This window comes from Streptococcus sp. BS35b (assembly GCF_000286475.1).
Lineage (GTDB): Bacteria > Bacillota > Bacilli > Lactobacillales > Streptococcaceae > Streptococcus > Streptococcus oralis_W.
This window is the reverse complement of sequence record NZ_ALKH01000011.1, coordinates 122,092-143,515: the sequence shown is the minus strand read 5'-3', so window position 1 is coordinate 143,515 and position 21,424 is coordinate 122,092. Positions and strand designations below refer to the sequence as shown.

General features: G+C 40.5%; 22 protein-coding genes and 1 riboswitch. Of the genes, 21 read left to right on the top strand and 1 reads right to left on the bottom strand.

Going from position 1 to position 21,424, the window contains the following annotated elements:
* Positions 1-55 precede the first annotated feature (55 nt).
* A riboswitch (TPP riboswitch) is annotated at positions 56-144 on the top strand.
* Positions 145-302: 158 nt separating this feature from the next.
* The 7 genes from HMPREF1149_RS09205 to thiE are packed head-to-tail and all read left to right on the top strand — an operon-like array spanning position 303 to position 5,560.
* Entirely contained in the window at positions 303-863 is a 561-nt protein-coding gene (locus HMPREF1149_RS09205) for an ECF transporter S component (RefSeq protein ID WP_000915273.1), read from the top strand.
* A complete protein-coding gene (locus HMPREF1149_RS09200; protein ID WP_000522139.1) occupies positions 864-2,249 on the top strand; it encodes an ATP-binding cassette domain-containing protein in 1,386 nt (461 codons plus the stop codon).
* A 1-nt stretch (position 2,250) separates the two neighbouring features.
* Positions 2,251-2,901 carry an energy-coupling factor transporter transmembrane component T gene (locus HMPREF1149_RS09195; protein ID WP_000598423.1) on the top strand — a complete coding sequence of 217 codons (651 nt, stop codon included), beginning with the start codon at positions 2,251-2,253 and terminating at the stop codon, positions 2,899-2,901.
* 10 nt (positions 2,902-2,911) lie between these two features.
* Positions 2,912-3,604 (top strand): thiaminase II, encoded by a 693-nt coding sequence (gene tenA / locus HMPREF1149_RS09190; RefSeq protein ID WP_000397223.1) that lies wholly within the window; start codon positions 2,912-2,914, stop codon positions 3,602-3,604.
* Between the two features lie 3 nt (positions 3,605-3,607).
* Complete coding sequence (gene thiW / locus HMPREF1149_RS09185) at positions 3,608-4,132, top strand: energy coupling factor transporter S component ThiW (protein WP_001244055.1); 525 nt, start codon at positions 3,608-3,610, stop codon at positions 4,130-4,132.
* On the top strand, positions 4,132-4,935 hold the full coding sequence (locus tag HMPREF1149_RS09180) for a hydroxyethylthiazole kinase (RefSeq protein ID WP_001155205.1): 804 nt from the start codon (positions 4,132-4,134) through the stop codon (positions 4,933-4,935). The genes thiW and HMPREF1149_RS09180 overlap by 1 nt, the downstream gene beginning before the upstream one ends.
* On the top strand, positions 4,928-5,560 hold the full coding sequence (gene thiE, locus HMPREF1149_RS09175) for a thiamine phosphate synthase (protein WP_001078207.1): 633 nt from the start codon (positions 4,928-4,930) through the stop codon (positions 5,558-5,560). Before HMPREF1149_RS09180 ends, thiE begins: the two co-directional genes overlap by 8 nt.
* 48 nt (positions 5,561-5,608) lie before the next feature.
* On the opposite strand, the gene thiD is transcribed toward thiE, so the two are convergent.
* A complete protein-coding gene (gene thiD, locus HMPREF1149_RS09170) occupies positions 5,609-6,400 on the bottom strand; it encodes a bifunctional hydroxymethylpyrimidine kinase/phosphomethylpyrimidine kinase (protein WP_000221755.1) in 792 nt (263 codons plus the stop codon).
* 362 nt (positions 6,401-6,762) lie between these two features.
* On the opposite strand from thiD, the gene HMPREF1149_RS09165 reads away from it, so the two are divergent.
* From HMPREF1149_RS09165 to HMPREF1149_RS09105, 14 genes are all read left to right on the top strand, one after another.
* Complete coding sequence (locus tag HMPREF1149_RS09165; protein WP_001167225.1) at positions 6,763-7,158, top strand: CopY/TcrY family copper transport repressor; 396 nt, start codon at positions 6,763-6,765, stop codon at positions 7,156-7,158.
* Between the two features lie 10 nt (positions 7,159-7,168).
* The gene (locus HMPREF1149_RS09160) at positions 7,169-7,540 is read left to right on the top strand and encodes a cupredoxin domain-containing protein (RefSeq protein WP_000935055.1); all 372 of its coding nucleotides are present in this window, start codon (positions 7,169-7,171) and stop codon (positions 7,538-7,540) included.
* Positions 7,541-7,549: 9 nt separating this feature from the next.
* A complete protein-coding gene (locus HMPREF1149_RS09155) occupies positions 7,550-9,772 on the top strand; it encodes a heavy metal translocating P-type ATPase (protein ID WP_000136331.1) in 2,223 nt (740 codons plus the stop codon).
* 212 nt (positions 9,773-9,984) lie between these two features.
* Positions 9,985-11,760 carry a pyruvate oxidase gene (gene spxB / locus HMPREF1149_RS09150; protein ID WP_000191831.1) on the top strand — a complete coding sequence of 592 codons (1,776 nt, stop codon included), beginning with the start codon at positions 9,985-9,987 and terminating at the stop codon, positions 11,758-11,760.
* A 109-nt stretch (positions 11,761-11,869) separates the two neighbouring features.
* Positions 11,870-12,217 (top strand): VOC family protein, encoded by a 348-nt coding sequence (locus HMPREF1149_RS09145; protein ID WP_001052639.1) that lies wholly within the window; start codon positions 11,870-11,872, stop codon positions 12,215-12,217.
* Between the two features lie 217 nt (positions 12,218-12,434).
* Positions 12,435-12,695: a SemiSWEET family transporter gene (locus HMPREF1149_RS09140; RefSeq protein WP_001291473.1), complete on the top strand. Its 261-nt coding sequence runs from the start codon at positions 12,435-12,437 to the stop codon at positions 12,693-12,695.
* 557 nt (positions 12,696-13,252) lie between these two features.
* Positions 13,253-14,554 (top strand): ABC transporter substrate-binding protein, encoded by a 1,302-nt coding sequence (locus tag HMPREF1149_RS09135; protein ID WP_000749072.1) that lies wholly within the window; start codon positions 13,253-13,255, stop codon positions 14,552-14,554.
* Positions 14,555-14,626: 72 nt separating this feature from the next.
* Positions 14,627-15,514, top strand: coding sequence for a carbohydrate ABC transporter permease (locus HMPREF1149_RS09130; protein ID WP_000251847.1), 888 nt, complete (start codon positions 14,627-14,629; stop codon positions 15,512-15,514).
* Positions 15,511-16,338 (top strand): carbohydrate ABC transporter permease, encoded by an 828-nt coding sequence (locus HMPREF1149_RS09125; protein ID WP_000837192.1) that lies wholly within the window; start codon positions 15,511-15,513, stop codon positions 16,336-16,338. The genes HMPREF1149_RS09130 and HMPREF1149_RS09125 overlap by 4 nt, the downstream gene beginning before the upstream one ends.
* Positions 16,339-16,356: 18 nt before the next feature.
* Positions 16,357-16,929: a hypothetical protein gene (locus HMPREF1149_RS0102175; RefSeq protein WP_000136769.1), complete on the top strand. Its 573-nt coding sequence runs from the start codon at positions 16,357-16,359 to the stop codon at positions 16,927-16,929.
* A complete protein-coding gene (locus HMPREF1149_RS09120) occupies positions 16,926-19,154 on the top strand; it encodes an alpha-galactosidase (RefSeq protein WP_000578340.1) in 2,229 nt (742 codons plus the stop codon). The genes HMPREF1149_RS0102175 and HMPREF1149_RS09120 overlap by 4 nt, the downstream gene beginning before the upstream one ends.
* A gap of 35 nt (positions 19,155-19,189) precedes the next feature.
* Entirely contained in the window at positions 19,190-19,903 is a 714-nt protein-coding gene (locus tag HMPREF1149_RS09115) for a GntR family transcriptional regulator (protein WP_000417399.1), read from the top strand.
* A gap of 10 nt (positions 19,904-19,913) precedes the next feature.
* Positions 19,914-20,804 carry an ROK family protein gene (locus tag HMPREF1149_RS09110; RefSeq protein ID WP_001185645.1) on the top strand — a complete coding sequence of 297 codons (891 nt, stop codon included), beginning with the start codon at positions 19,914-19,916 and terminating at the stop codon, positions 20,802-20,804.
* On the top strand, positions 20,785-21,423 hold the full coding sequence (locus HMPREF1149_RS09105; protein WP_000768558.1) for an SGNH/GDSL hydrolase family protein: 639 nt from the start codon (positions 20,785-20,787) through the stop codon (positions 21,421-21,423). Before HMPREF1149_RS09110 ends, HMPREF1149_RS09105 begins: the two co-directional genes overlap by 20 nt.
* Position 21,424: the final 1 nt, after the last annotated feature.

Sequence of the window (21,424 nt, the reverse complement as noted above, 5' to 3'; positions counted from 1 at the left end):
CAAATATCTTGCTAGGGCTTTCAGTTTCTGTTATACTGGTCCAGTAATAAAATAATAAAGACATTTGGGGTGCTTTAGGCTGAGATGATACCCATTGAACCTGATACAGTTAATACTGGCGAAGGGAAATGTGAAAAGGTTTTTTTCGTATGTCGAAAAGAACTGTCTAATCTTGTAAGGTAAACTCTAATTCTCGTTTGTAATTGGAGTTTTTTTGTTTATCAAAAGAGGATAGGCTTGACGGCAAGCCTTTTGGTAGCTCTTCTTGAATGCCCCACTTTTCTTTAAAAAAGGAGTTTTTTATGTTGAAAAAATGGCAATTAAAAGATGTTATCTTACTTGCTTTCTTGTCTATCTTTTTTGGTGGCGTTTTTGTGGGATCTGGCTATCTGTTTGATATCCTCACTCTGATTTTAGCCCCTCTTGGTTTGCAGGCCTTTGCTAATGAAATCCTCTTTGGTCTCTGGTGTATGGCTGCGCCTATTGCTGCTATCTTTGTTCCAAGAGTGGGAAGTGCGACGATTGGAGAAGTGTTAGCTGCACTTGCTGAAGTTCTTTATGGTAGCCAATTCGGTCTAGGCGCTCTTTTGTCTGGCTTGGTTCAAGGTTTGGGAAGTGAACTTGGTTTTATCGTAACCAAGAATCGCTATGAAAGTTGGCTCTCTCTAACTGCCAATAGTATTGGGATTACGCTTGTTAGCTTTATCTATGAATACATTAAGTTAGGTTATTACGCCTTCTCCCTTCCTTTTGTCCTTTCCTTGCTTGTGGTGCGGTTTATTTCCGTCTTTTTCTTCTGTGCCATCTTGGTTCGTGCCATTGTCAAACTCTATCATCAGTTTGCGGCTGGAGGAAAGGCATAGATGGGCCTGGAATTAAGAGGGATTCAGTCTCCAATCTTTTCGGAACCGATTGATTTTACTTTTCATGCGCAAGCTTTTACCTTGTTAGTTGGGAGTAGTGGTTCAGGAAAATCCAGCCTCTTTCAAATCATTGCTCAAGTCACTTCCTTACCTTATAGTGGTCAAGTCCTGATAGATGGGAGCCCGGTCAGTCAGCTTTCTATCGTCGAACGTGTCCAGACGGTTGGTATTCTCTTTCAAAATCCCAATCATCAATTCACCATGGAGAACTTGTTTGAGGAGCTGATTTTTACCTTGGAGAATATCGGCCATCCCCTTCAAGAGATTGATGCTAAAATAGCAGAGGTGGTCCGGGAATGTCGCTGTAAGGCAATCTTGAACCGTCCCATTCATCACCTATCAGGTGGGGAAAAGCAAAAGGCTGCGCTGGCTGTTCTCTTTGCTATGAATCCTAGGGTCTATCTCTTGGATGAGCCCTTCGCTTCCATTGATCGCAAGAGCAGAATCGAGATATTGGAGATTCTAAAAGAGTTAGCCTCTAAAGGGAAGGCAGTCATCCTGTGCGACCATGATTTATCAGACTATGGAGCCTATATCGACCATATGGTGGAGCTAAGAGACGGCCAGTTAAGGGAGGTGTTTCAAATCCCTTGCTCTGAGATGACACAGGTTTCTTCAAAGAATGTTGCTTCTAGCCCGGAATTGTTCCATATGGATAGAACGACTTGTGAGCTGGATAAGCGTCCCCTCTTTTCCATTGCGGATTTTACATTCTACCAAGGAATTTCCTGTATCTTGGGTGATAATGGTGTCGGGAAATCAACCCTATTTCGCTCTATTCTTCAATTTCAGAAGTATAAAGGGCGCATTACTTGGAAGGGGAAAATCCTGAAAAAGAAAAAGAGTTTGTACCGTGATCTGACGGGTGTTGTTCAGGAAGCTGAGAAGCAATTTATCCGAGTCAGTCTGCGAGAGGAACTGCAATTAGATAGTCCAGACTCTGAAAGAAATCAGCGGGTATTCCAAGCTTTACGATATTTTAATCTGGAGCAGGCGCTTGATAAGAGTCCCTATCAATTAAGTGGTGGTCAGCAAAAGATTCTTCAGCTATTGACCATCTTGACCAGCAAGGCTTCTGTGATCTTGCTAGATGAACCATTTGCAGGTTTGGATGATAGAGCTTGCCATTATTTTTGTCAGTGGATTGTGGAGGAGAGAAATCAAGGAAGAAGTTTTCTGATCATTAGCCATCGTTTAGATCCCTTGATTTCTGTGGTCGATTATTGGATTGAGATGACTAGTGAGGGGCTCAGTCATCTCCAAGACGTGATCATCAGCAAACCTCTCCCATCTCTGAACAATGATACTCTAGGGGAGGTGAGGTAGTATGATCAAAGTAGCAACCAAGACACCAGTTATCAGCATCTTCTTTCTAATTCTATCCTTGGAAACATCCTTCATTCCTTCGATTGCTCTGAATCTTTCGGTAGTCGCATTTTGCATCCTCTTTATGCTCTATTATCGTCGATTTAAAATGTTGGCTTGGATGATTGTGCTCGCCATTTTACCATCTTTGGCTAATTACTGGGCAATTCAGTTACATGGGGATGCTTCGCAGGCAGTGATACTTGGAACGAGGGCCTTTGTGACGGTTTGTATCGGTCTTGTCTTTGTTTCCAGTATTTCCTTAAAAGAGCTTTTCTTGTACTTGGCTCAAAAGGGGCTATCACGGTCTTGGGCCTGTGCCTTGATTGTGGTATTCAATTCCTTTCCCCTCATTCAGCAAGAAATCAAATCCCTCAAGGAAGCTTGCTTATTGCGTGGTCAAAAATTGCATGTTTGGTCTCCCCTGATTTACAGTAAGGTTCTGATGACAGTCTTTAGGTGGCGCCATCTTTACCTGAGAGCTCTATCTGCGCACGGATATGACGAACATGCACAGTTGGAGAATCGCTATCGAACTTTTTATATTTCTCAAAGGACAAAATTGATCTACCTACTTTTCTTTTTATTGCTTCAAACCAGTTTATTTCTATAAAGGAGTTATTATGGAATTTACAGATATTGCGATGGAATTATCCAGGGAAGCTTGGCAGGCTTCCTTTAACCATCCCTTTGTTTTACAGTTACAAGAGGGAACGTTAGAACCTTCTATTTTCCGCTATTACCTAATTCAGGATGCTTACTATCTGAAGTCTTTTTCAGAAGCCTATCACCTCTTGGCTGATAAGACTTCGAATCAAGAGATGAAAAGACTCTTGAAACAAAATGCTCAGAGTCTAGTGGAGGGTGAATTGTTTATCCGCCAACAATTTTTCAAGGAATTGGGAATCAGCGACCAGGAAATGGAGCAACACCCAATCGCTCCAACCTGTTATCATTACATTTCTCATATTTATCGACAGTTTGCAGAGCCAAACTTGGGCATTGCTTTTGCTAGTTTGCTCCCATGTCCTTGGTTATACCATGATTTGGGTAAGGCACTTAATCGCAAACCATCCCCGAATCCTCTTTATCAACAGTGGATTGAAACCTATATCACCGATGAGTTAGAACAGCAGATTAAAGAGGAAGAAGCCCTGGTCAATCAACTCTATCGAGAAAGCGACGAGACAGACAAACAAAAAATGCTAGAGGCCTTCCACAGAAGTGTCCACATGGAAGCCAAGTTTTGGGAGATGGCTTACCAACACCAAACATGGACGAGTGATTTGCAGTCCTTAGAAAAAGAGAAGAAATAGAAAATGAGAAACCACCAACTACAAGTTCACAAATTAACCATTTTATCCATGATGATTGCCCTTGACGTAGTTCTTACACCCATCTTCCGAATCGAGGGAATGGCACCAATGTCTAGTGTAGTCAACATTCTTGCAGGAATCTTGATGGGGCCTGTTTATGCCTTGGTCATGGCAACAGTTACAGCCTTTATCCGTATGTCTACTCAAGGTATTCCGCCCTTGGCCCTCACTGGGGCTACTTTTGGAGCCCTCCTTGCAGGTCTCTTTTATAAGTACGGTCGAAAATTTCATTATTCTGCCCTAGGAGAGATTTTGGGAACAGGGATTATCGGTTCCATTGTTTCCTATCCTGTCATGGTTCTCTTTACGGGATCTGCGGCCAAGCTTAGCTGGTTTATCTACACTCCGAGATTTTTCGGAGCGACCTTGATCGGTACAGCCATAGCTTTTCTCGCCTTTCGATTTTTAATCAAGCAGGAATTCTTTAAAAAAGTGCAAGGATATTTCTTTGGCGAAAGGATAGACTGATGCAGGAATTTACAAATCCCTTTCCTCTAACCTCCAGCTCCTTGATTCACTGCATCACCAATGAGATTTCCTGTGAGATGCTGGCTAATGGCATTTTGGCTTTGGGATCTAAACCTGTCATGGCAGATGACCCTCGTGAGGTTCTTGATTTTACTAAGCAAAGTCAGGCTCTCTTCATCAATTTGGGGCATTTGTCAGCTGAGAAGGAGAAAGCAATCCGCATGACAGCTACTTATGCAGCTCAAGCTTGTCTCCCAATGGTAGTAGATGCGGTTGGCGTAGCGGCGTCACCCATTCGTAAGGATCTAGTCGCAGATCTTTTAGAATACAAGCCCACGGTCCTTAAAGGAAATATGTCAGAAATCCGAAGTCTTGTTGGCTTAAAACACCACGGAGTTGGAGTAGATGCTAGTGCTAAAGACCAAGAAACTGAGGATTTGCTTCAAGTTTTGAAAGACTGGTGTCAGACCTATCCTGGTATGTCGTTCCTAGTCACTGGCCCCAAGGATCTCATCGTTTCGGAGAATCAGGTTGCAATATTGGGAAATGGCTGTGACGAATTAGACTGGATAACAGGGACAGGAGACCTGGTTGGAGCCTTGACTGCCGTTTTTCTCAGCCAAGGAAAGACTGCATTTGAAGCTTCTTGCCTAGCAGTTTCTTATCTCAATATCGCTGCTGAGAGAATACTTGTTCAAGGAATGGGATTGGAAGATTTTCGTTACCAAGTTCTCAATCAACTCTCTCTCCTAAAAAGAGATGAAAACTGGCTAGAAGCCATCAAAGGAGACTTTTATGAATAGAGAAGCACTTAGACTGTATCTAGTAACCAATCGCTACCAAGATTCCTTGGAAAGCTTTCTTGAAAAAATCGAGACGGCCTGCCGTTCAGGTGTTACCATCATCCAACTGCGAGAAAAAAATCTCACCACCAATCAATACTATCATCTGGCAAAACAAGTCAAGGAAATAACAGATGCCTATCAGATACCCTTGATAATCGATGATCGGTTGGATATCTGTCTTGCAGTCGATGCTGCAGGTCTGCATATCGGCGACGATGAACTACCAGTTTCGGTTGCCCGCCAAGTCTTGGGTTCTAAAAAAATCCTCGGTGTCACTGCTAAAACGGTTAAAAGAGCCCTCGAAGCAGAAGAAGGAGGTGCAGATTACTTGGGAACAGGAGCCATTTTCCCGACTACGACCAAGGAGAATGCTCCCATCACCCTGATTTCAACCTTGAAAACAATTTGCCAAACGGTCGCCATTCCAGTAGTTGCTATCGGAGGCTTGACGTCAGAGAATATTGACCAACTTATCGACACGGGTATAGCTGGAGTAGCTGTAGTACGTGATCTGATGCAGGCAGAAGATATTGAAGCAAAAGCGCAAGCCTTTTTAACAAAGCTGGATAACATGATTTCCTAATCAAAAACTCTCTAATTTCCTTATTGCGGGAACTAGAGAGTTTTTTTCTTAATCTTTAAAGCTTGTATGGTTGACTGGGCCAGAACCATGACCGAGTTGAGGAGCGTCTTGGATGGCTTTTGTGATAAAGGCCTTGGCCTTATCAACTGCCTGATAAAGACTTCTGCCCTTGGCTAGTTCAGCCGTAATCACAGCTGCAAAGGTACATCCGGTACCATGGGTGTGACAGGTTTGAATTCGTGGACTTTCCCAGACAAATTGTTCATCCTTGGTAAAGAGGAAATCTTTGGCACCACCTTCCAGATGGCCACCTTTGATAACAACGGACTGAGGACCAAATTCTTTTATAATCAGGCGACCAGCACGCTGCATGTCTTCTGGATCATGAATCGAAAAACCAACAATCTCTTCTGCCTCAGGAAGATTCGGAGTGATAATGGTTGCAAGGGGAAGCAGATTTGTTTTTAGGTAGTCTCTGGCACTGGAATCAATCAGGGTGTCCCCACTCGTAGCGACCATAACAGGATCAAGCACATAGGGACAGTCCAGCTTTTTAAGATAGGGTTGGATGATTTCCATGATTTCAGTAGTTGCCAACATCCCAGTTTTTACAGCCTGAGGCTTGATATCCGAAAAGACGCTCTCCAGTTGAGCTTCCAGCATTTGGGTGGAGACGTGCTCGATTAGCTGAACACCTCTGGTATTTTGAGCGACAAGACTGGTCACAACGGCCATTCCATAGACATCTCTCGCTTGGAACGACTTTAAGTCAGCCATAATGCCAGCACCGCCACTAGGGTCAGTTCCTGCAATGGTTAGAGCAACGGGTAAATAAGTCATCTAAAACCTCCCAACCAACTGAAGTTTGTATTCTTAAGAACAAGCTAGTCTGTTTCAGGAAAGCAATAGAAGACAAGTAGTCCTCATTATCATTTCCACTTCCATCAGTCAGCATTACCTAGATTGAGTCAAAGGGATCTAACAGTCGTTAATCTCAGCTTTACGCACCCCTAGTGGTTGTTTTCTTTTTTCTACAGTATAGCATATTTTTATAGTTTATATAGTAAAATTTGACTGCAAATCTCTCATCAAATGGTTAAAGTACTTTTTTAAGAAATATGTAATTTTATAATTGACAAATGTAGATTTTGGAGGTATACTGATAATTGTAATTGACAAATGTAGATTTTGGAGGTGTGCTAATGCAGATTTCAGATGCAGAATGGCAGGTTATGAAGATTGTTTGGATGCAGGGAGAACAGACCAGCACGGATTTGATCAGGGTTCTGGCGGAGCGGTTTGACTGGTCCAAGTCTACAGTTCAGACTCTTTTAGCTCGCTTAGTAGAGAAAGAGTGCCTGACTAGGAAAAAAGAGGGCAAGTCCTTTGTCTATTCAGCCCTTTTAACTCTGGATCAAAGCCGAGACCTGCTTGTCCGAGATATCAAGGACAAGGTTTGTTCTCGTAGGATGAAGCAGTTGGTGGCTGACTTGATTGCGGAATGTGATTTCACTCAGGCTGATTTGGCAGACTTGGAAGCTGTGATTTCTGAGAAAAAAGCTAGCGCAGTTGCTGAAGTAAAATGTAATTGTATGTAAAGGAGACGTCATGTTAAATAGCATTGTAACCATTATTTGTATTGCCCTTATCGCGTTTATCTTATTTTGGTTTTTCAAAAAGCCTGAAAAATCTGGACAAAAGGCCCAGCAAAAAAAGGGCTACCAAGAGATTCGAGTGGAAGTCATGGGAGGCTATACGCCTGAGTTGATTATTCTTAAGAAATCAGTTCCAGCCCGTATTGTCTTTGACCGCAAGGACCCTTCACCCTGCCTAGATCAGATTGTTTTCCCAGATTTTGGAGTGCATGCGGACTTGCCTATGGGTGAAGAGTATGTAGTGGAAATCACACCTGAACAGGCTGGAGAGTATGGTTTCTCTTGTGGCATGAATATGATGCACGGTAAGATGATTGTAGAATAGGAGAATGATATGACTGAAATTGTAAAAGCAAGTCTTGAAAATGGTGTTCAAAAAATCCGTATCACGGCAGACAAAGGCTACCATCCAGCCCATATCCAGCTTCAAAAAGGAATTCCCGCTGAAATTACCTTTCATCGTACAACTCCTTCAAACTGTTATAAGGAAATTCTGTTTGAAGAAGAAGGCATCTTGGAACCAATCGGCGTAGATGAAGAGAAGACAATTCGTTTTATACCTCAAGAGTTGGGTGAGCATGAATTCTCATGTGGTATGAAGATGCAAAAGGGAAGCTATACCGTAGTTGAGAAGACTCGAAAATCTCTATCCCTCTTGCAACGTTTTTGGATTACTAGTATCTTTACTGTGCCTCTTGTGATTCTCATGATTGGGATGTTGACAGGGACGATTAGTCATCCAGTCATGCATTGGGGCACCTTTTTAGCCACAACGCCTATTATGCTGGTAGCAGGTGGTCCTTATATTCAGAGCGCTTGGGCCAGCTTTAAAAAGCACAATGCAAATATGGATACCTTGGTGGCACTTGGAACTCTAGTAGCCTATCTCTATAGCCTAGTTGCTCTCTTTGCTGGTCTCCCTGTTTACTTTGAAAGTGCTGGATTTATCCTCTTCTTCGTTCTTTTGGGAGCCGTTTTTGAGGAAAAAATGCGGAAAAATACTTCCCAAGCTGTAGAGAAACTACTGGACTTGCAAGCTAAAACAGCAGAAGTCTTGCGTGATGACCTCTATGTTCAAGTCCCCTTGGAGCAAGTCAAGGTAGGTGATCTGATTCGAGTGCGTCCTGGTGAAAAGATTGCGGTTGATGGTGTTGTAGTGGAAGGTATGTCCAGTATTGACGAATCCATGGTAACAGGTGAGAGTCTGCCGGTAGACAAAACAGTTGGAGATACCGTCATTGGCTCCACCATCAATAATAGTGGAACACTGGTTTTTAAAGCAGAAAAAGTTGGTTCAGAGACTGTCTTGGCACAGATTGTGGACTTTGTGAAGAAAGCCCAAACTAGCCGCGCACCGATTCAGGATTTGACAGATAAGATTTCAGGGATTTTTGTCCCAGCAGTTGTCATTTTAGCGATTTTAACTTTTTGGATTTGGTTTGTCTTGCTTGGGGCTAGCTTTGTGGCCTCTCTACTTTATGGGGTAGCAGTGTTGATTATCGCCTGTCCTTGTGCCTTGGGACTTGCAACACCAACAGCCCTCATGGTGGGGACTGGTCGTAGTGCCAAAATGGGCGTTCTCCTCAAGAATGGAACCGTCTTACAGGAAATCCAGAAAGTCAAAACTCTCGTCTTTGATAAGACAGGAACTTTGACGGAAGGAAAACCAGTAGTCACTGATATCATTGGCGACGAGGCAGAAGTACTTGGCTTAGCTGCCTCTTTAGAAGAAGCCTCTCAACACCCATTGGCTCAAGCTATTGTCAAGCGAGCGAGTGAAGCAGAACTTGAGCTTCATACTGTAGAAAATTTCCAAGCTATGCACGGAAAAGGTGTTTCAGGGCAAATCAATGGGAAACAAGTCTTGCTTGGAAATGCCAAAATGCTAGATGGAATGGATATTTCTAGTGCTTATCAGGAAAAACTTGAAGAACTTGAAAAAGAAGCTAAAACAGTTGTGTACTTGGCTGTTGACAATGAAATCAAAGGCTTGCTTGCCTTGCAAGATATTCCCAAGGAAAATGCCAAGCTCGCCATCAGTCAGCTGAAAAAACGTGGTCTCCGAACAGTTATGCTGACAGGAGATAATGATGGCGTGGCGCGTGCTATTGCAGACCAGATCGGCATTGAGGAGGTTATTGCGGGTGTCTTGCCAGAAGAGAAAGCCCATGAAATCCATCAACTAGAACAGGCTGGTAAAGTAGCCTTTATCGGAGATGGTATCAATGATGCGCCAGCCCTCAGTGTAGCGGATGTGGGGATTGCCATGGGTGCAGGAACCGATATTGCCATTGAGTCGGCAGGGATTGTTCTTACTCACAATGATTTGACAGGAGTTGTTCGTGCCTTTGATATGAGCAAGAAAACCTTCAATCGAATTCTTCTCAACCTCTTCTGGGCCTTTATCTACAATGTTATCGGAATTCCGATTGCAGCAGGAGTCTTTTCAGGAATTGGTCTCGTTCTCAATCCAGAACTGGCTGGTCTAGCCATGGCCTTTAGTTCTGTATCTGTTTTAACCAGTTCACTCATGCTAAACTTTAGTAAAATAGACTAAAAGCGAGCTTGCTCGCTTTTTATTATAAAACAGTTATATAAAACGTTTTCAAACTGTACTGTAATAGAGAATAAAAACTTCTGAGCACATTCTTAGGAGACCCAAAACAAATGTGGTAAAGTAGTAGAGTAAAAATTTGCTGAAACGTTTCCAATTAGTATATGAAAACGGATTTATCAAGTTTTAAAAATATTTGAAGGAGAGTTATCATTATGACTCAAGGGAAAATTACTGCATCTACAGCAATGCTCAACGTATTGAAAACATGGGGCGTAGACACAATCTACGGTATCCCATCAGGAACACTCAGCTCATTGATGGACGCTTTGGCTGAAGACAAAGATATCCGCTTCTTGCAAGTTCGCCACGAAGAAACAGGTGCTCTTGCAGCGGTCATGCAAGCTAAATTCGGTGGCTCAATCGGGGTTGCAGTTGGTTCAGGTGGTCCAGGTGCGACTCACTTGATTAACGGTGTTTACGATGCAGCTATGGATAACACTCCATTCCTTGCTATCCTTGGATCACGTCCAGTTAACGAACTCAACATGGATGCCTTCCAAGAATTGAACCAAAACCCAATGTACAACGGTATTGCTGTATACAACAAACGTGTCGCTTACGCTGAGCAATTGCCAAAAGTAATCGACGAAGCTTGTCGCGCTGCAGTTTCTAAAAAAGGTCCAGCTGTTGTTGAAATCCCAGTAAACTTCGGTTTCCAAGAAATCGACGAAAACTCATACTACGGTTCAGGTTCGTACGAACGTTCATTCATCGCTCCTGCTTTGAACGAAGTTGAAATCGACAAAGCAGTTGAAATCTTGAACAATGCTGAACGCCCAGTTATCTACGCTGGTTACGGTGGTGTTAAAGCTGGTGAAGTGATTACTGAATTGTCACGTAAAATCAAAGCACCAATCATCACAACTGGTAAAAACTTTGAAGCCTTTGAATGGAACTATGAAGGTTTGACAGGTTCTGCTTACCGTGTTGGTTGGAAACCAGCCAACGAAGTGGTCTTTGAAGCAGACACAGTTCTTTTCCTTGGTTCAAACTTCCCATTTGCTGAAGTTTACGAAGCCTTCAAGAACACTGAAAAATTCATCCAAGTCGATATCGACCCTTACAAACTTGGTAAACGTCATGCCCTTGACGCTTCAATCCTTGGTGACGCAGGTCAAGCAGCGAAAGCAATCCTTGATAAAGTAAACCCAGTAGAATCTACTCCATGGTGGCGTGCAAACGTTAAGAACAACCAAAACTGGCGTGATTACATGAATAAACTCGAAGGTAAAACTGAGGGTGAATTGCAATTATATCAAGTTTACAATGCAATCAACAAACATGCTGACCAAGACGCTATCTACTCAATCGACGTAGGTGACACTACTCAAACATCTACTCGTCACCTTCACATGACACCTAAGAACATGTGGCGTACATCTCCACTCTTTGCGACAATGGGTATTGCCCTTCCTGGTGGTATCGCTGCTAAGAAAGACAATCCAGATCGCCAAGTATGGAACATCATGGGTGACGGTGCATTCAACATGTGCTACCCAGACGTTATCACAAACGTTCAATACGACCTTCCAGTTATCAACGTTGTCTTCTCAAATGGTAAATATGCCTTCATCAAGGACAAATACGAGGACACAAACAAACACTTGTTTGGTTGTGACTTCCCTAATGCTGACTATGCGAAAATCGCTGAAGCTCAAGGAGCTGTTGGATTTACAGTTGATCGTATCGAAGACATCGACGCAGTTGTTGCAGAAGCTGTGAAACTCAATAAAGAAGGTAAAACTGTTGTCATTGATGCCCGCATCACGCAACACCGTCCACTTCCAGTAGAAGTGCTTGAACTCGATCCAAAACTTCACTCAGAAGAAGCCATCAAAGCCTTCAAGGAAAAATACGAAGCAGAAGAACTCGTACCATTCCGCCTCTTCTTGGAAGAAGAAGGTTTGCAATCACGCGCAATCAAATAATTCTTCTCGTCGAAAATCAAATGTAAACATTGAAGATTTTATTCTTTGATTTTCAAGAGTCGAACTTGAAAAGATCGGAGCAATCCGGTCTTTTTCTGGAGGATAGTAAATGAATTTAAATCAATTAGATATCATCGTTTCAGATGTTCCTCAAGTCTGTGCTGACTTGGAGCGTATTTTGGATAAAAAGTCCGATTATGTTGATGACAGTTTTGCTCAGTTCACGATTGGCAGTCATTGTCTTATGTTGTCAGAAAATCATCTGGTTCCATTGGAAAACTTTCAGTCAGGAATCATTCTTCATATCGAGGTTGAGAATGTAGATCAGAACTACCAACGATTGAAAGAGCTTGGTGTCGAGATTTTACACGGTCCGGCTGTAACTGATTGGGGAACGGAATCGCTACTAGTTAAAGGTCCTGCTGGTCTAGTGATTGATTTTTATCGTATGAAGTAGAGCGCTTAATCATTTGACGTTAACCTTAGCTATTTTTAAAACAGAAATTGAGAATGTGAATTATTAAAAGATCGGAGCAATCCGGTCTTTTTCTGTTTCCCCTTTCTTATCACAAGATTGTGATAGTTTAAATCTTCATAACAAAAGTTTCAAAGTCTTGATTGTTTTGAAAAAAGATTATAAAATATGATTCATAAAAATGAAAGAGGTTTTGAAAATGTCTGAAAAACAAATGAAAATTTTGGGTTGGGTAGCGACCTTTATGTCTGTTATGATGTATGTCTCTTACTTCCCACAAATCATGAACAACCTGGCTGGTCAAAAAGGCAACTTCATCCAACCCTTAGTCGCAGCCATCAACTGTAGTCTTTGGGTTTACTACGGTCTTTTCAAGAAAGAAAGAGATATCCCCCTTGCGGCTGCTAATGCACCGGGTATCGTTTTTGGACTGGTAACGGCTATTACGGCTTTGATTTAACATAGATTAAAGAGGAAGGGAATGAATCATTCCTATTAATACTAGACTCAACTGTATCTTGTATAATACACCAGAAATAAAGTGTGGTAAGATATTCGTAAACGTCGTTTCAATAAGAGGTGTTTCAAAATTTGGAAGCAGTCATTGAGAAATTTTAATATATAAGGATGAGAATCGAAAGTTACATGATCCATCATTAATCGTTTAGTAGATTAGAATGCTTTTTGAAAGAAGATGAGACAAGTAATGCTAACTCAAGTTTGTCCTGTTGTGTCAATCTTTGAAACCAGTTATATTGGTGCTTCTCTTACTGCTTATTTATTATTGGTTGTTGTAATGTATATGAAGAAAGCTGAAAGGCCAGATATTCTGGTCTTTTTTGTTATTCAGCTCGTTCTATTCATTTCTCTGCTATAAAAAGAAAACAAGTGCCTATCTAGTTTTTAAAAAAGTATATACTTTTTTAAGAAAAGTATATACTTTTGAAAAATATTGTGCTATAATCTTATTAAAAGATATCTTTAAAACAAAAACACACAACAACGGAGGAAAATCTGATGAAAAAAAGTTTGATAGGTATTGGCGTGGTGACTCTGGCTTCAATGATCTTGGTAGGATGCTCAAACGGAGGATCTCAAGAGGCGAAAGATGGAAAGGAAACTATCACCTTTATCAACCATCGAACAGACTGGGAAACAAGCGGTAAATGGGATGAATACATCAAAAAATTCAATGAAAAGAATCCAGACATTAAAGTGGAAATTCAAACTATTACTGATTATGCTGGACAAGTTAAAACTCGTATGAACAGTGATGATTACGGTGACTTGTTAATGATTCCTGGTGATATTAAGGCTCAAGACTATGCGAATTTCTTTGAACCTCTAGGGCAAAAATCAGAACTATCAGAAAGATACCTTTCATTGAATGATCGTTCTTACGAAGGTGTTAGCTATGGTATCCCAAGCCAGTTAAATGCGACTGGTATGGTTGTCAATATGAAAGTTTTTGAAGATGCAGGGATCAAAGAGTTTCCTAAAACTCCAGACGATTTTGTGAAAGCTTTGAAAACAATCAAAGAAAAGAATCCAGAAGTGACACCTCTCTATACAAACTATGCGGCAGGTTGGACCTTGTCAAATTGGGACTTTGTTAAGGCGGGCGTTGCAGGTGACATGGACTACAGTTTCAAAATGACATCAGACAAATCTCCATTCGACTCTGGAAAACCATTAAATACCATCTACAACTTGCTTTATACAGTAACCAAAGATAAATTAGTCGAAGCAGATCCAACAACATCAGATTGGGAACAATCTAAAGTGGATCTTGCAAATGGTAAAATCGCTGTAATGGTTTTGGGAAGCTGGGCTGTTCCACAAGTTCAACAAGCAAACCCTGATAATGCTAAAAATATTCAATTTCAAGCATTTCCAACTACAGCGGCAGATGGTAAACAATACATGACTGTAGCTGGTGACTATAACTACGGTATTAATGTTCACAGCAAACATAAAGAAGCTGCTCGCAAGTTGCTTGATTGGTTGGTCAATGAATCAGACTATGCAAAAGATAATGGTGGAATTCCTACACTTAAAGGTGCAGAATATCCAGATTCACTTAAGTCTAGTCAAAAAGCAGGCGTCCAAATTGTAGAAGAAAATCAAGCACCAAAAGGAAAAGAATCACTCTTTAGTGACTTGAATAACGAATCTCAACTTGGTATCGGTACAACTGATAAAGAAAAACAACGTATTATTGATGCTGCGCTTGGTAATTCAAAAGAAAGCTTTGAAGATATCATGAAAGATTTCAACCAACGTTGGTCTGACGCAATTTCAAAAATAGCAACAAACTAATCAAATATGGGAGTGGAAACTAAAGGATGATACTGAGCATTCCGCTCCCTTATCTATTGAAGGAGGATCCGTATGGTGAGAAAATCATTTGGGAAGAATTTCGAAAAGAATCTTGTGATTTTTTGCTTCACTATTATTCCAGTTTTACTAATTTTAACTTTTTCTTACTACCCTTTATTAAAAATGTTTCAGTATAGTTTACAAGACTGGAATGGCTATAGTACAAATCCCAAATTTGTAGGTCTTGAAAACTACAAAACTGTATTGACAAATCCAAACTACTTTACAGTTTTTAAAACAAGTCTCTATTATTTCCTAGCGACCTTCTTACAGTTGGCTCTAGCATTGCTATTTGCGACCATCCTTTCATTCAAAGTGAAATTTGCCAATTTTTGGAAAGGGATCTTATTCTTCCCTTATTTGCTGAATGGAGTTGCCATTGGTTTCATTTTTCTATACTTCTTTAAAGGGGATGGAACACTTGATACAGTCTTGAAAGCAATCGGTCTTGGAGATCAGATTCATTTATGGCTGGGAGACCGCTCGATTAATAATATTTCCCTTGCCTTTACATCTGTTTGGCGCTATACTGGGTTTAACTTTCTAGTCTTCCTAGGAGCGATCCAGTCTATCAACCCTGAGGTATATGAGGCAGCTGAGATTGACGGTGCTAATAGATGGAATCAGTTCCGATACATCATTATGCCAAGTATCCGAAACATCATCTTTTTAAATATTATTTTGGGAGTTAGTGGTTCCCTTAGCGTCTTTGATATTCCTTATATCATGACGGGTGGTTCAAATGGTACAACCACATTTGTTATCCAAACAATTGATACAGCCTTTAAATACAATAAAGTTGGTTTAGCCTCTGCAATGGCAATCATCTTACTTGTGATTGTGATTGTTGTTTCATTGGTCCAAAAATATGCTACACAAGAAAGGAAACGGAAAGCATGAAAAGCAAAAAAATCACGGTAGGAAAATGTTTTCAATACCTTGTCTTAATAGCTGGGGCAATCGTTGCTTTATTACCTATCTTGGTGGTATTCATTGGCTCTTTCAAATCAAGTCAAGAATTTTTGACTAGTGGAGTATTGGAATTACCTAAGTCGCTTGATTTTTCAAATTATAAAACAGCCTTTATTAATGGTCAAATGCTACTTGGGTTTAAAAATACTCTCATCATTTTTGTAGTGAGTATGTTAGGGAAGTTAACCTTGGCTTCTATGTTCGCCTATGCGATGAGTCGATTTGATTTTCGTTTGAAAAAGCCAATCCTAACCCTTTTTGTATTAGCTATGCTAATTCCAGGAATTACAAGCCAGGTGGCAACATTCCAAATCATCAACTCTCTTGGTTTATTTAATAAGATTTGGTCTGTCATCTTGCTAAACTTAGGGACAGATGTTATCTCGGTATATGTTTTCTTGCAGTATCTAGATGAAATTCCAGTTTCCTTAGATGAATCAGCCTTTCTTGACGGTGCAGGCTATTTTGGGATCTTCTGGCGTATCATTTTGCCAAACTTGAAGGCTCCTATTGTAACTATGCTCATCATTTCAGGGGTTGGTGTCTATAATGACTTTTATAGTCCCTTCCTTTATATGCCAGATAGAAATTTGAAAGTTATTTCAACAGCCCTCTTTGCCTTTAAAGGGCCTTATGGGACAAACTGGCCAGTTATTTTGGCAGGTGTTGTGATTGTAATTTTACCTATTTTGATTGTCTTCTTGACACTTCAAAAATACATCTACAATGGAGTATCTGGTGCAGTCAAATAATCAGAAGGAGTGAATTAGATGACAGAGAAAAAATCGAAGCTCAAGCTGTTTGCAGATACTTGTTTGTTGGTTGCCCAGGCATCGTTAGTATTTTGGATGACGCTCTTTAAAAGGGGATTTGTCTATGCTTGGATCCCTGCAATGAAATTAACCTTTTCGTATGTAGAGTCTACTTCATCAACAGAACATTCTTTATTAAAGGTTCTCAAACAAAAAGTACCGGCTTCAGGCTCAGATCGATTTTTCTCTTTCCTCCTATCAACCAGTTGGACTCTCAGTCTTGCTTCTTGGTTATTGTTTATCCAGAGGATGGGAGATGTGTCCCGAATTCTTTTTCTCGGATCGACAATATTTTGGGCTATCTGCTTTATCATAGGAAGCATTTATAGCCAATTTGAAGAGAATAATGGAGAACGAACCTTAACTTGGTTCCGTCGTAATTGGATCTTTGCTCTAGGTCTTCTTCTCTGTTTGCTACTTTTATTCTGGTACTCTTTAACTCAAAATATTATTGGCTGGATGATACTTCCGGGATTGTATTTCAAGACAATCCAATTTTATCAAAAACTCGAAAAGAGGAGTGCGACATGATTTTTGTCGATGACAATCAAAAACTATTTCATTTACAGAATGAACACATAAGCTATATTTTCCGAGTGATGGAAGATACTGGGGTGTTAGAGCAGCTATACTTTGGAGAGCGGATTCCGCATCAAGAGGATTATCGTTTTCTAATTGAACGGGAGATTCGCCCATCCAATAATTTGGTTGAAGGGAGTCAATTGACCTCCCTGGAACATATCAAACAAGAAGTTCCGAGCTTTGGCACTACAGACTTTCGTTATCCTGCGATTGAAATTGAATATGAATCTGGTGATCGAATCAGTCAATTTCAATATCATTCCTATCGGATAATAAATGGAAAATCAGTCGAAGGAACCTTGCCAGGCACCTTTGGTGACAGTAATCAAGTAGAGCAACTAGAGGTTAAGTTGAAGGACCGCTATTCAGATCTTTACCTCTATCTAACCTATTCACTCTATCTTGATGAAGCCGTTTTGACAAGACAGGCAAGATTAGAAAATACTGGTGTTAGACCCATTTCCATTCATCGTTTGATGAGTTTGAATCTAGACTTACCAAATGAAGATTATGACTGGTTGCACCTTAATGGTGCTTGGGCTCGAGAGGCACAATTAAGCAGAGAATCAATCCATATCGGACTACAACAGGTTTCAAGTACACGTGGTGCTAGTAGTCATATGCACAATCCATTTTTGGCTTTGTGTCAAAAGACTACGACAGAGTATCAGGGAAATGTCTATGGTTTTAACTTGATTTATAGTGGAAACTTTCTAGCTCAAATCGAGAGAGATAATTTTGATATCTTGCGTGTTCAGTTGGGAATGAATCCCTTCCAATTTAATTGGCTCTTGAAATCTGGTCAGGAATTCGTTTGTCCAGAAGCTGTTATGGTATTCAGCAACCAAGGATTTAATCAAATGAGCCAAACCTTCCATCGTTTCTATATGAACCACTTGATTCGTAGTCCGTGGAAAAATTGGAAACGACCTGTTCTGATCAATAACTGGGAAGCAACTTATTTTGATTTCACAGAAGAAAAACTACTAGAAATCGTGAAAGTGTCAAAAGATTTGGGTGTGGATCTATTTGTATTGGATGATGGCTGGTTTGGAAATCGAAATAGTGATTCAGGGTCATTGGGAAATTGGAAAGAAAACCTAGACAAATTCCCATCAGGACTAAAAGCTTTCTCTGAAAAAGTTCATCAAGAAGGACTTTTGTTTGGTCTATGGTTTGAACCAGAAATGATTTCGAAGGATACTTCCATTTATAAAGAACATCCAGAATGGGTGATTGGAAATCCTGCAAAAAATATTTCCCATGGTCGAAATCAGTATATTTTGGATTTTGGAAATCCAGATGTTGTAGAAGAAATTTTTCAACAGATGAAGAAAATCTTATCCAATGTTCAGATAGACTATTTGAAATTGGATATGAATCGCTACATTTCAGAAGCCTTCTCCCAAGCCTTACCTAGCAATCAGCAAGGAGAGGTTCTTCATCGCTATATTCTCGGGGTCTATTCACTTTATGAACGTCTAGTGAGGGAGTATCCGGAGATTCTGATTGAATCCTGTGCTGGTGGAGGCGCTCGTTTTGATGCAGGAATGCTTTATTATAGTCCTCAAATTTGGGCCAGTGATGATACGGATGCGGTCGAGCGTTTATCCATTCAAAGTGGGCTATCGATGGTCTATCCAATTTCTAGCATGGGAAGCCATGTTTCTGCAGTTCCAAATCATCAGGTAGCAAGAATAACTTCTCTTGAAATGAGAAAAGCAGTTGCGTTCTTTGGAACTTTTGGATATGAGTTGGATCCTACTCGATTGACTCAATCTGAGAAGGATGAAATCAAGACACAAATCAAGGATTATAAGAAATATCAAGAACTCATTCATCAAGGAGATTTCTACCGTTTGGAGACATATGATAAGAATCGAGTTGCTTGGATGGTTGTTAGCAAAGATAAAAAGGAAGCTTTGGTAGCACATTATCAAATTTTGGCAGAGCCTAATCCAAACTATAAGCGTTTAAAACTGTCCGGACTAGATAGTCATACTCGCTACCATATTAAAGAAAAATACATTGACCAAGTGAGATCTGGTGTAGATTTGGAGAATATCGGATTGATACTCAATCAAAATTACATCGGACGTGAACAAGAATTTTGGTCTCGCGAAATGCCAGGAGATTTCCATTCAAGGATTTTCTATCTCAAGGCTCAAGATTAATACATCTCTTCTCGGAGAGTTAGAATGGATATAAAATGGAAAAATATAAAATCATAGCAAATAGTATTCGCAAGCGAATCATCGAAGGTGATTATGTATCAGACCAAAAGCTTCCCTCCGAGAAGGAAATGGGAGACGAATTTGCAGCAAGTAAATTAACTGTAAAGAAAGCCTTGGATATCTTGGTTGGAGAAGGGCTGATTATCAAACGTCGTGGAGCAGGAACTTTTGTAAAATCGTTGTCGGTTGAGGATAGGGAGCGCTTGATTGTTGATAACCAGATGCGTGGAACAACAGCCTTTAACCCTGATAAGAAGGTTACTAGTAAGGTTTTGTCCTTCTCAGTTGTACAGGCTTCTCAATTGGTCAGCCGTAAGCTCAATCTGACTGAAGGGAGTCCAGTCTATGAGATTTACAGGGTTCGTTTAGTTGATGGCAATCCAACAGTCATTGAAAAAACTTATATGCCTATAGATGTTATTTTAGGGCTGACGAAAACCGATGTTGAAGGTTCTATCTATGAATATATCGAAGAAAAATTGGGATTGAGAATTCAGAGTGGGCATCGAACGATTTCTGTACGAAAAGCAACAGACTTTGAAGCAGATGAATTGGCTTTGGAGTACGGAGACCCAGTTGGGATTGCTGAACAGATCGGGTATTTAAACACGGGTGTTCAATTTGAGTACTCCATCAGTGTCCATCGATATGATCAGTTCTCGGTTGAGATGATGGTCACACACTACTAAAGGAGAAATTATGGCCTTACTAGCATTTGATATAGGAGGAACAGCTGTTAAATACGGACTGTTCCGGGACGGAGTATTAGAGCAAACAAATTCTTTTCCAACTCCTGCAACTTGGGAAGAAATGAAAAAAGCCCTGCTTACGGTTCGCAATCAATTTTCAGATGAATCATTAGAGGGAGTTGCATTTAGTTCACCGGGGTCAGTGGACTCAGAAGCTGGTATTATTTATGGTAGCAGTGCTATTCCTTATATTCATCGTTTTGAAATTGTGAAAGAACTAGAAGAAACATTAGGCTTACCTGTATCAATCGAGAACGATGCGAATTGTGCTGCTCTTGCAGAAGTTGAATTTGGTGTCGCAAAATCTGTGAGGGACGTTGTTTTCTTCATCATAGGTTCAGGAATAGGTGGAGCTCTTGTTTTAAACCGTAAATTGCACAAGGGTAATAGTCTTTTTGGTGGTGAATTTGGTCGCATGCAACTGAGAGGTAACGAGACCTTGAGCGTGTTGGCTAGTCCAGTTCAGAGTGCGAAACGGTATGCAGAATCTCAGTCTATTTCTACATCTTTCTCAGGTAAGGATTTATTTTCATTGGCGGACCAAGGGGTCATTGCTGCTCAAAATGCAGTTTCGGATTTATACGATAGTCTTGCCCTTGGAATCTACAATGTTTTAGTAGTTCTAGATCCTGAGCTCGTTGTTCTTGGTGGTGGTTTATCCAAACAGGAGGAATTGTTAGGAGAAATTGACAGACGTGTCAGTAAATTGTTGAAAAATAATAATGCGACAGAACTGAAATTTCAATTAGAAAGATGTCAATATTTCAATGATGCCAATCTTTTAGGTGCTGTAGCTCATTTTCAATCACAGGGGGCGAGCAATGAAGCTAAAAAAGAATGATCGACTTGTCTTCTTTGGGGATAGTATCACTGAATGGGGTCGAAATAGAGAAGATGAAACAAGCCTAGGTAATGGTTATGTTGCAGCTCTTAGTCAGATGTTGACTGAGAGATTCCCTGAATCAGATTTTTATTACTTTAATCGTGGAATTGGAGGCAATCATATTCATGACCTAAATAATCGCATTCGTGATTGTTTAGAGTTGAGACCCGATGTTGTTTTTCTACTTATCGGGATTAATGATGTTTGGCATCAAGTAGGACAACAATCTTTCGGAAGTGAAAAAGAAGAAAAACGATTTACAGCGGAGTATAGAAAATTACTAACACAGTTACAGAAAGCGGGAATTCATCGTATCCTATTAATGGAGCCTTTTGTTCTGCCTGAGCCAAGTGATCGAGAAACCTGGAGAGTGGATTTAGATAAAAAAATTCAGGCGATTCGAAAACTTGCTCAGGAGTTCCATTTAGAATTTGTTCCTTTAGATGGGTTGATCAATGAAGAAGCTATCAAAGTTGGAGCCAAATCACTGACTGGTGAGGACGGGGTGCATCCTACCCCTCAAGGAGCTCGGTTTATTGCTAGTGAAATTTTTAAGAGAGTAGAAGTAGGCAAGTGAT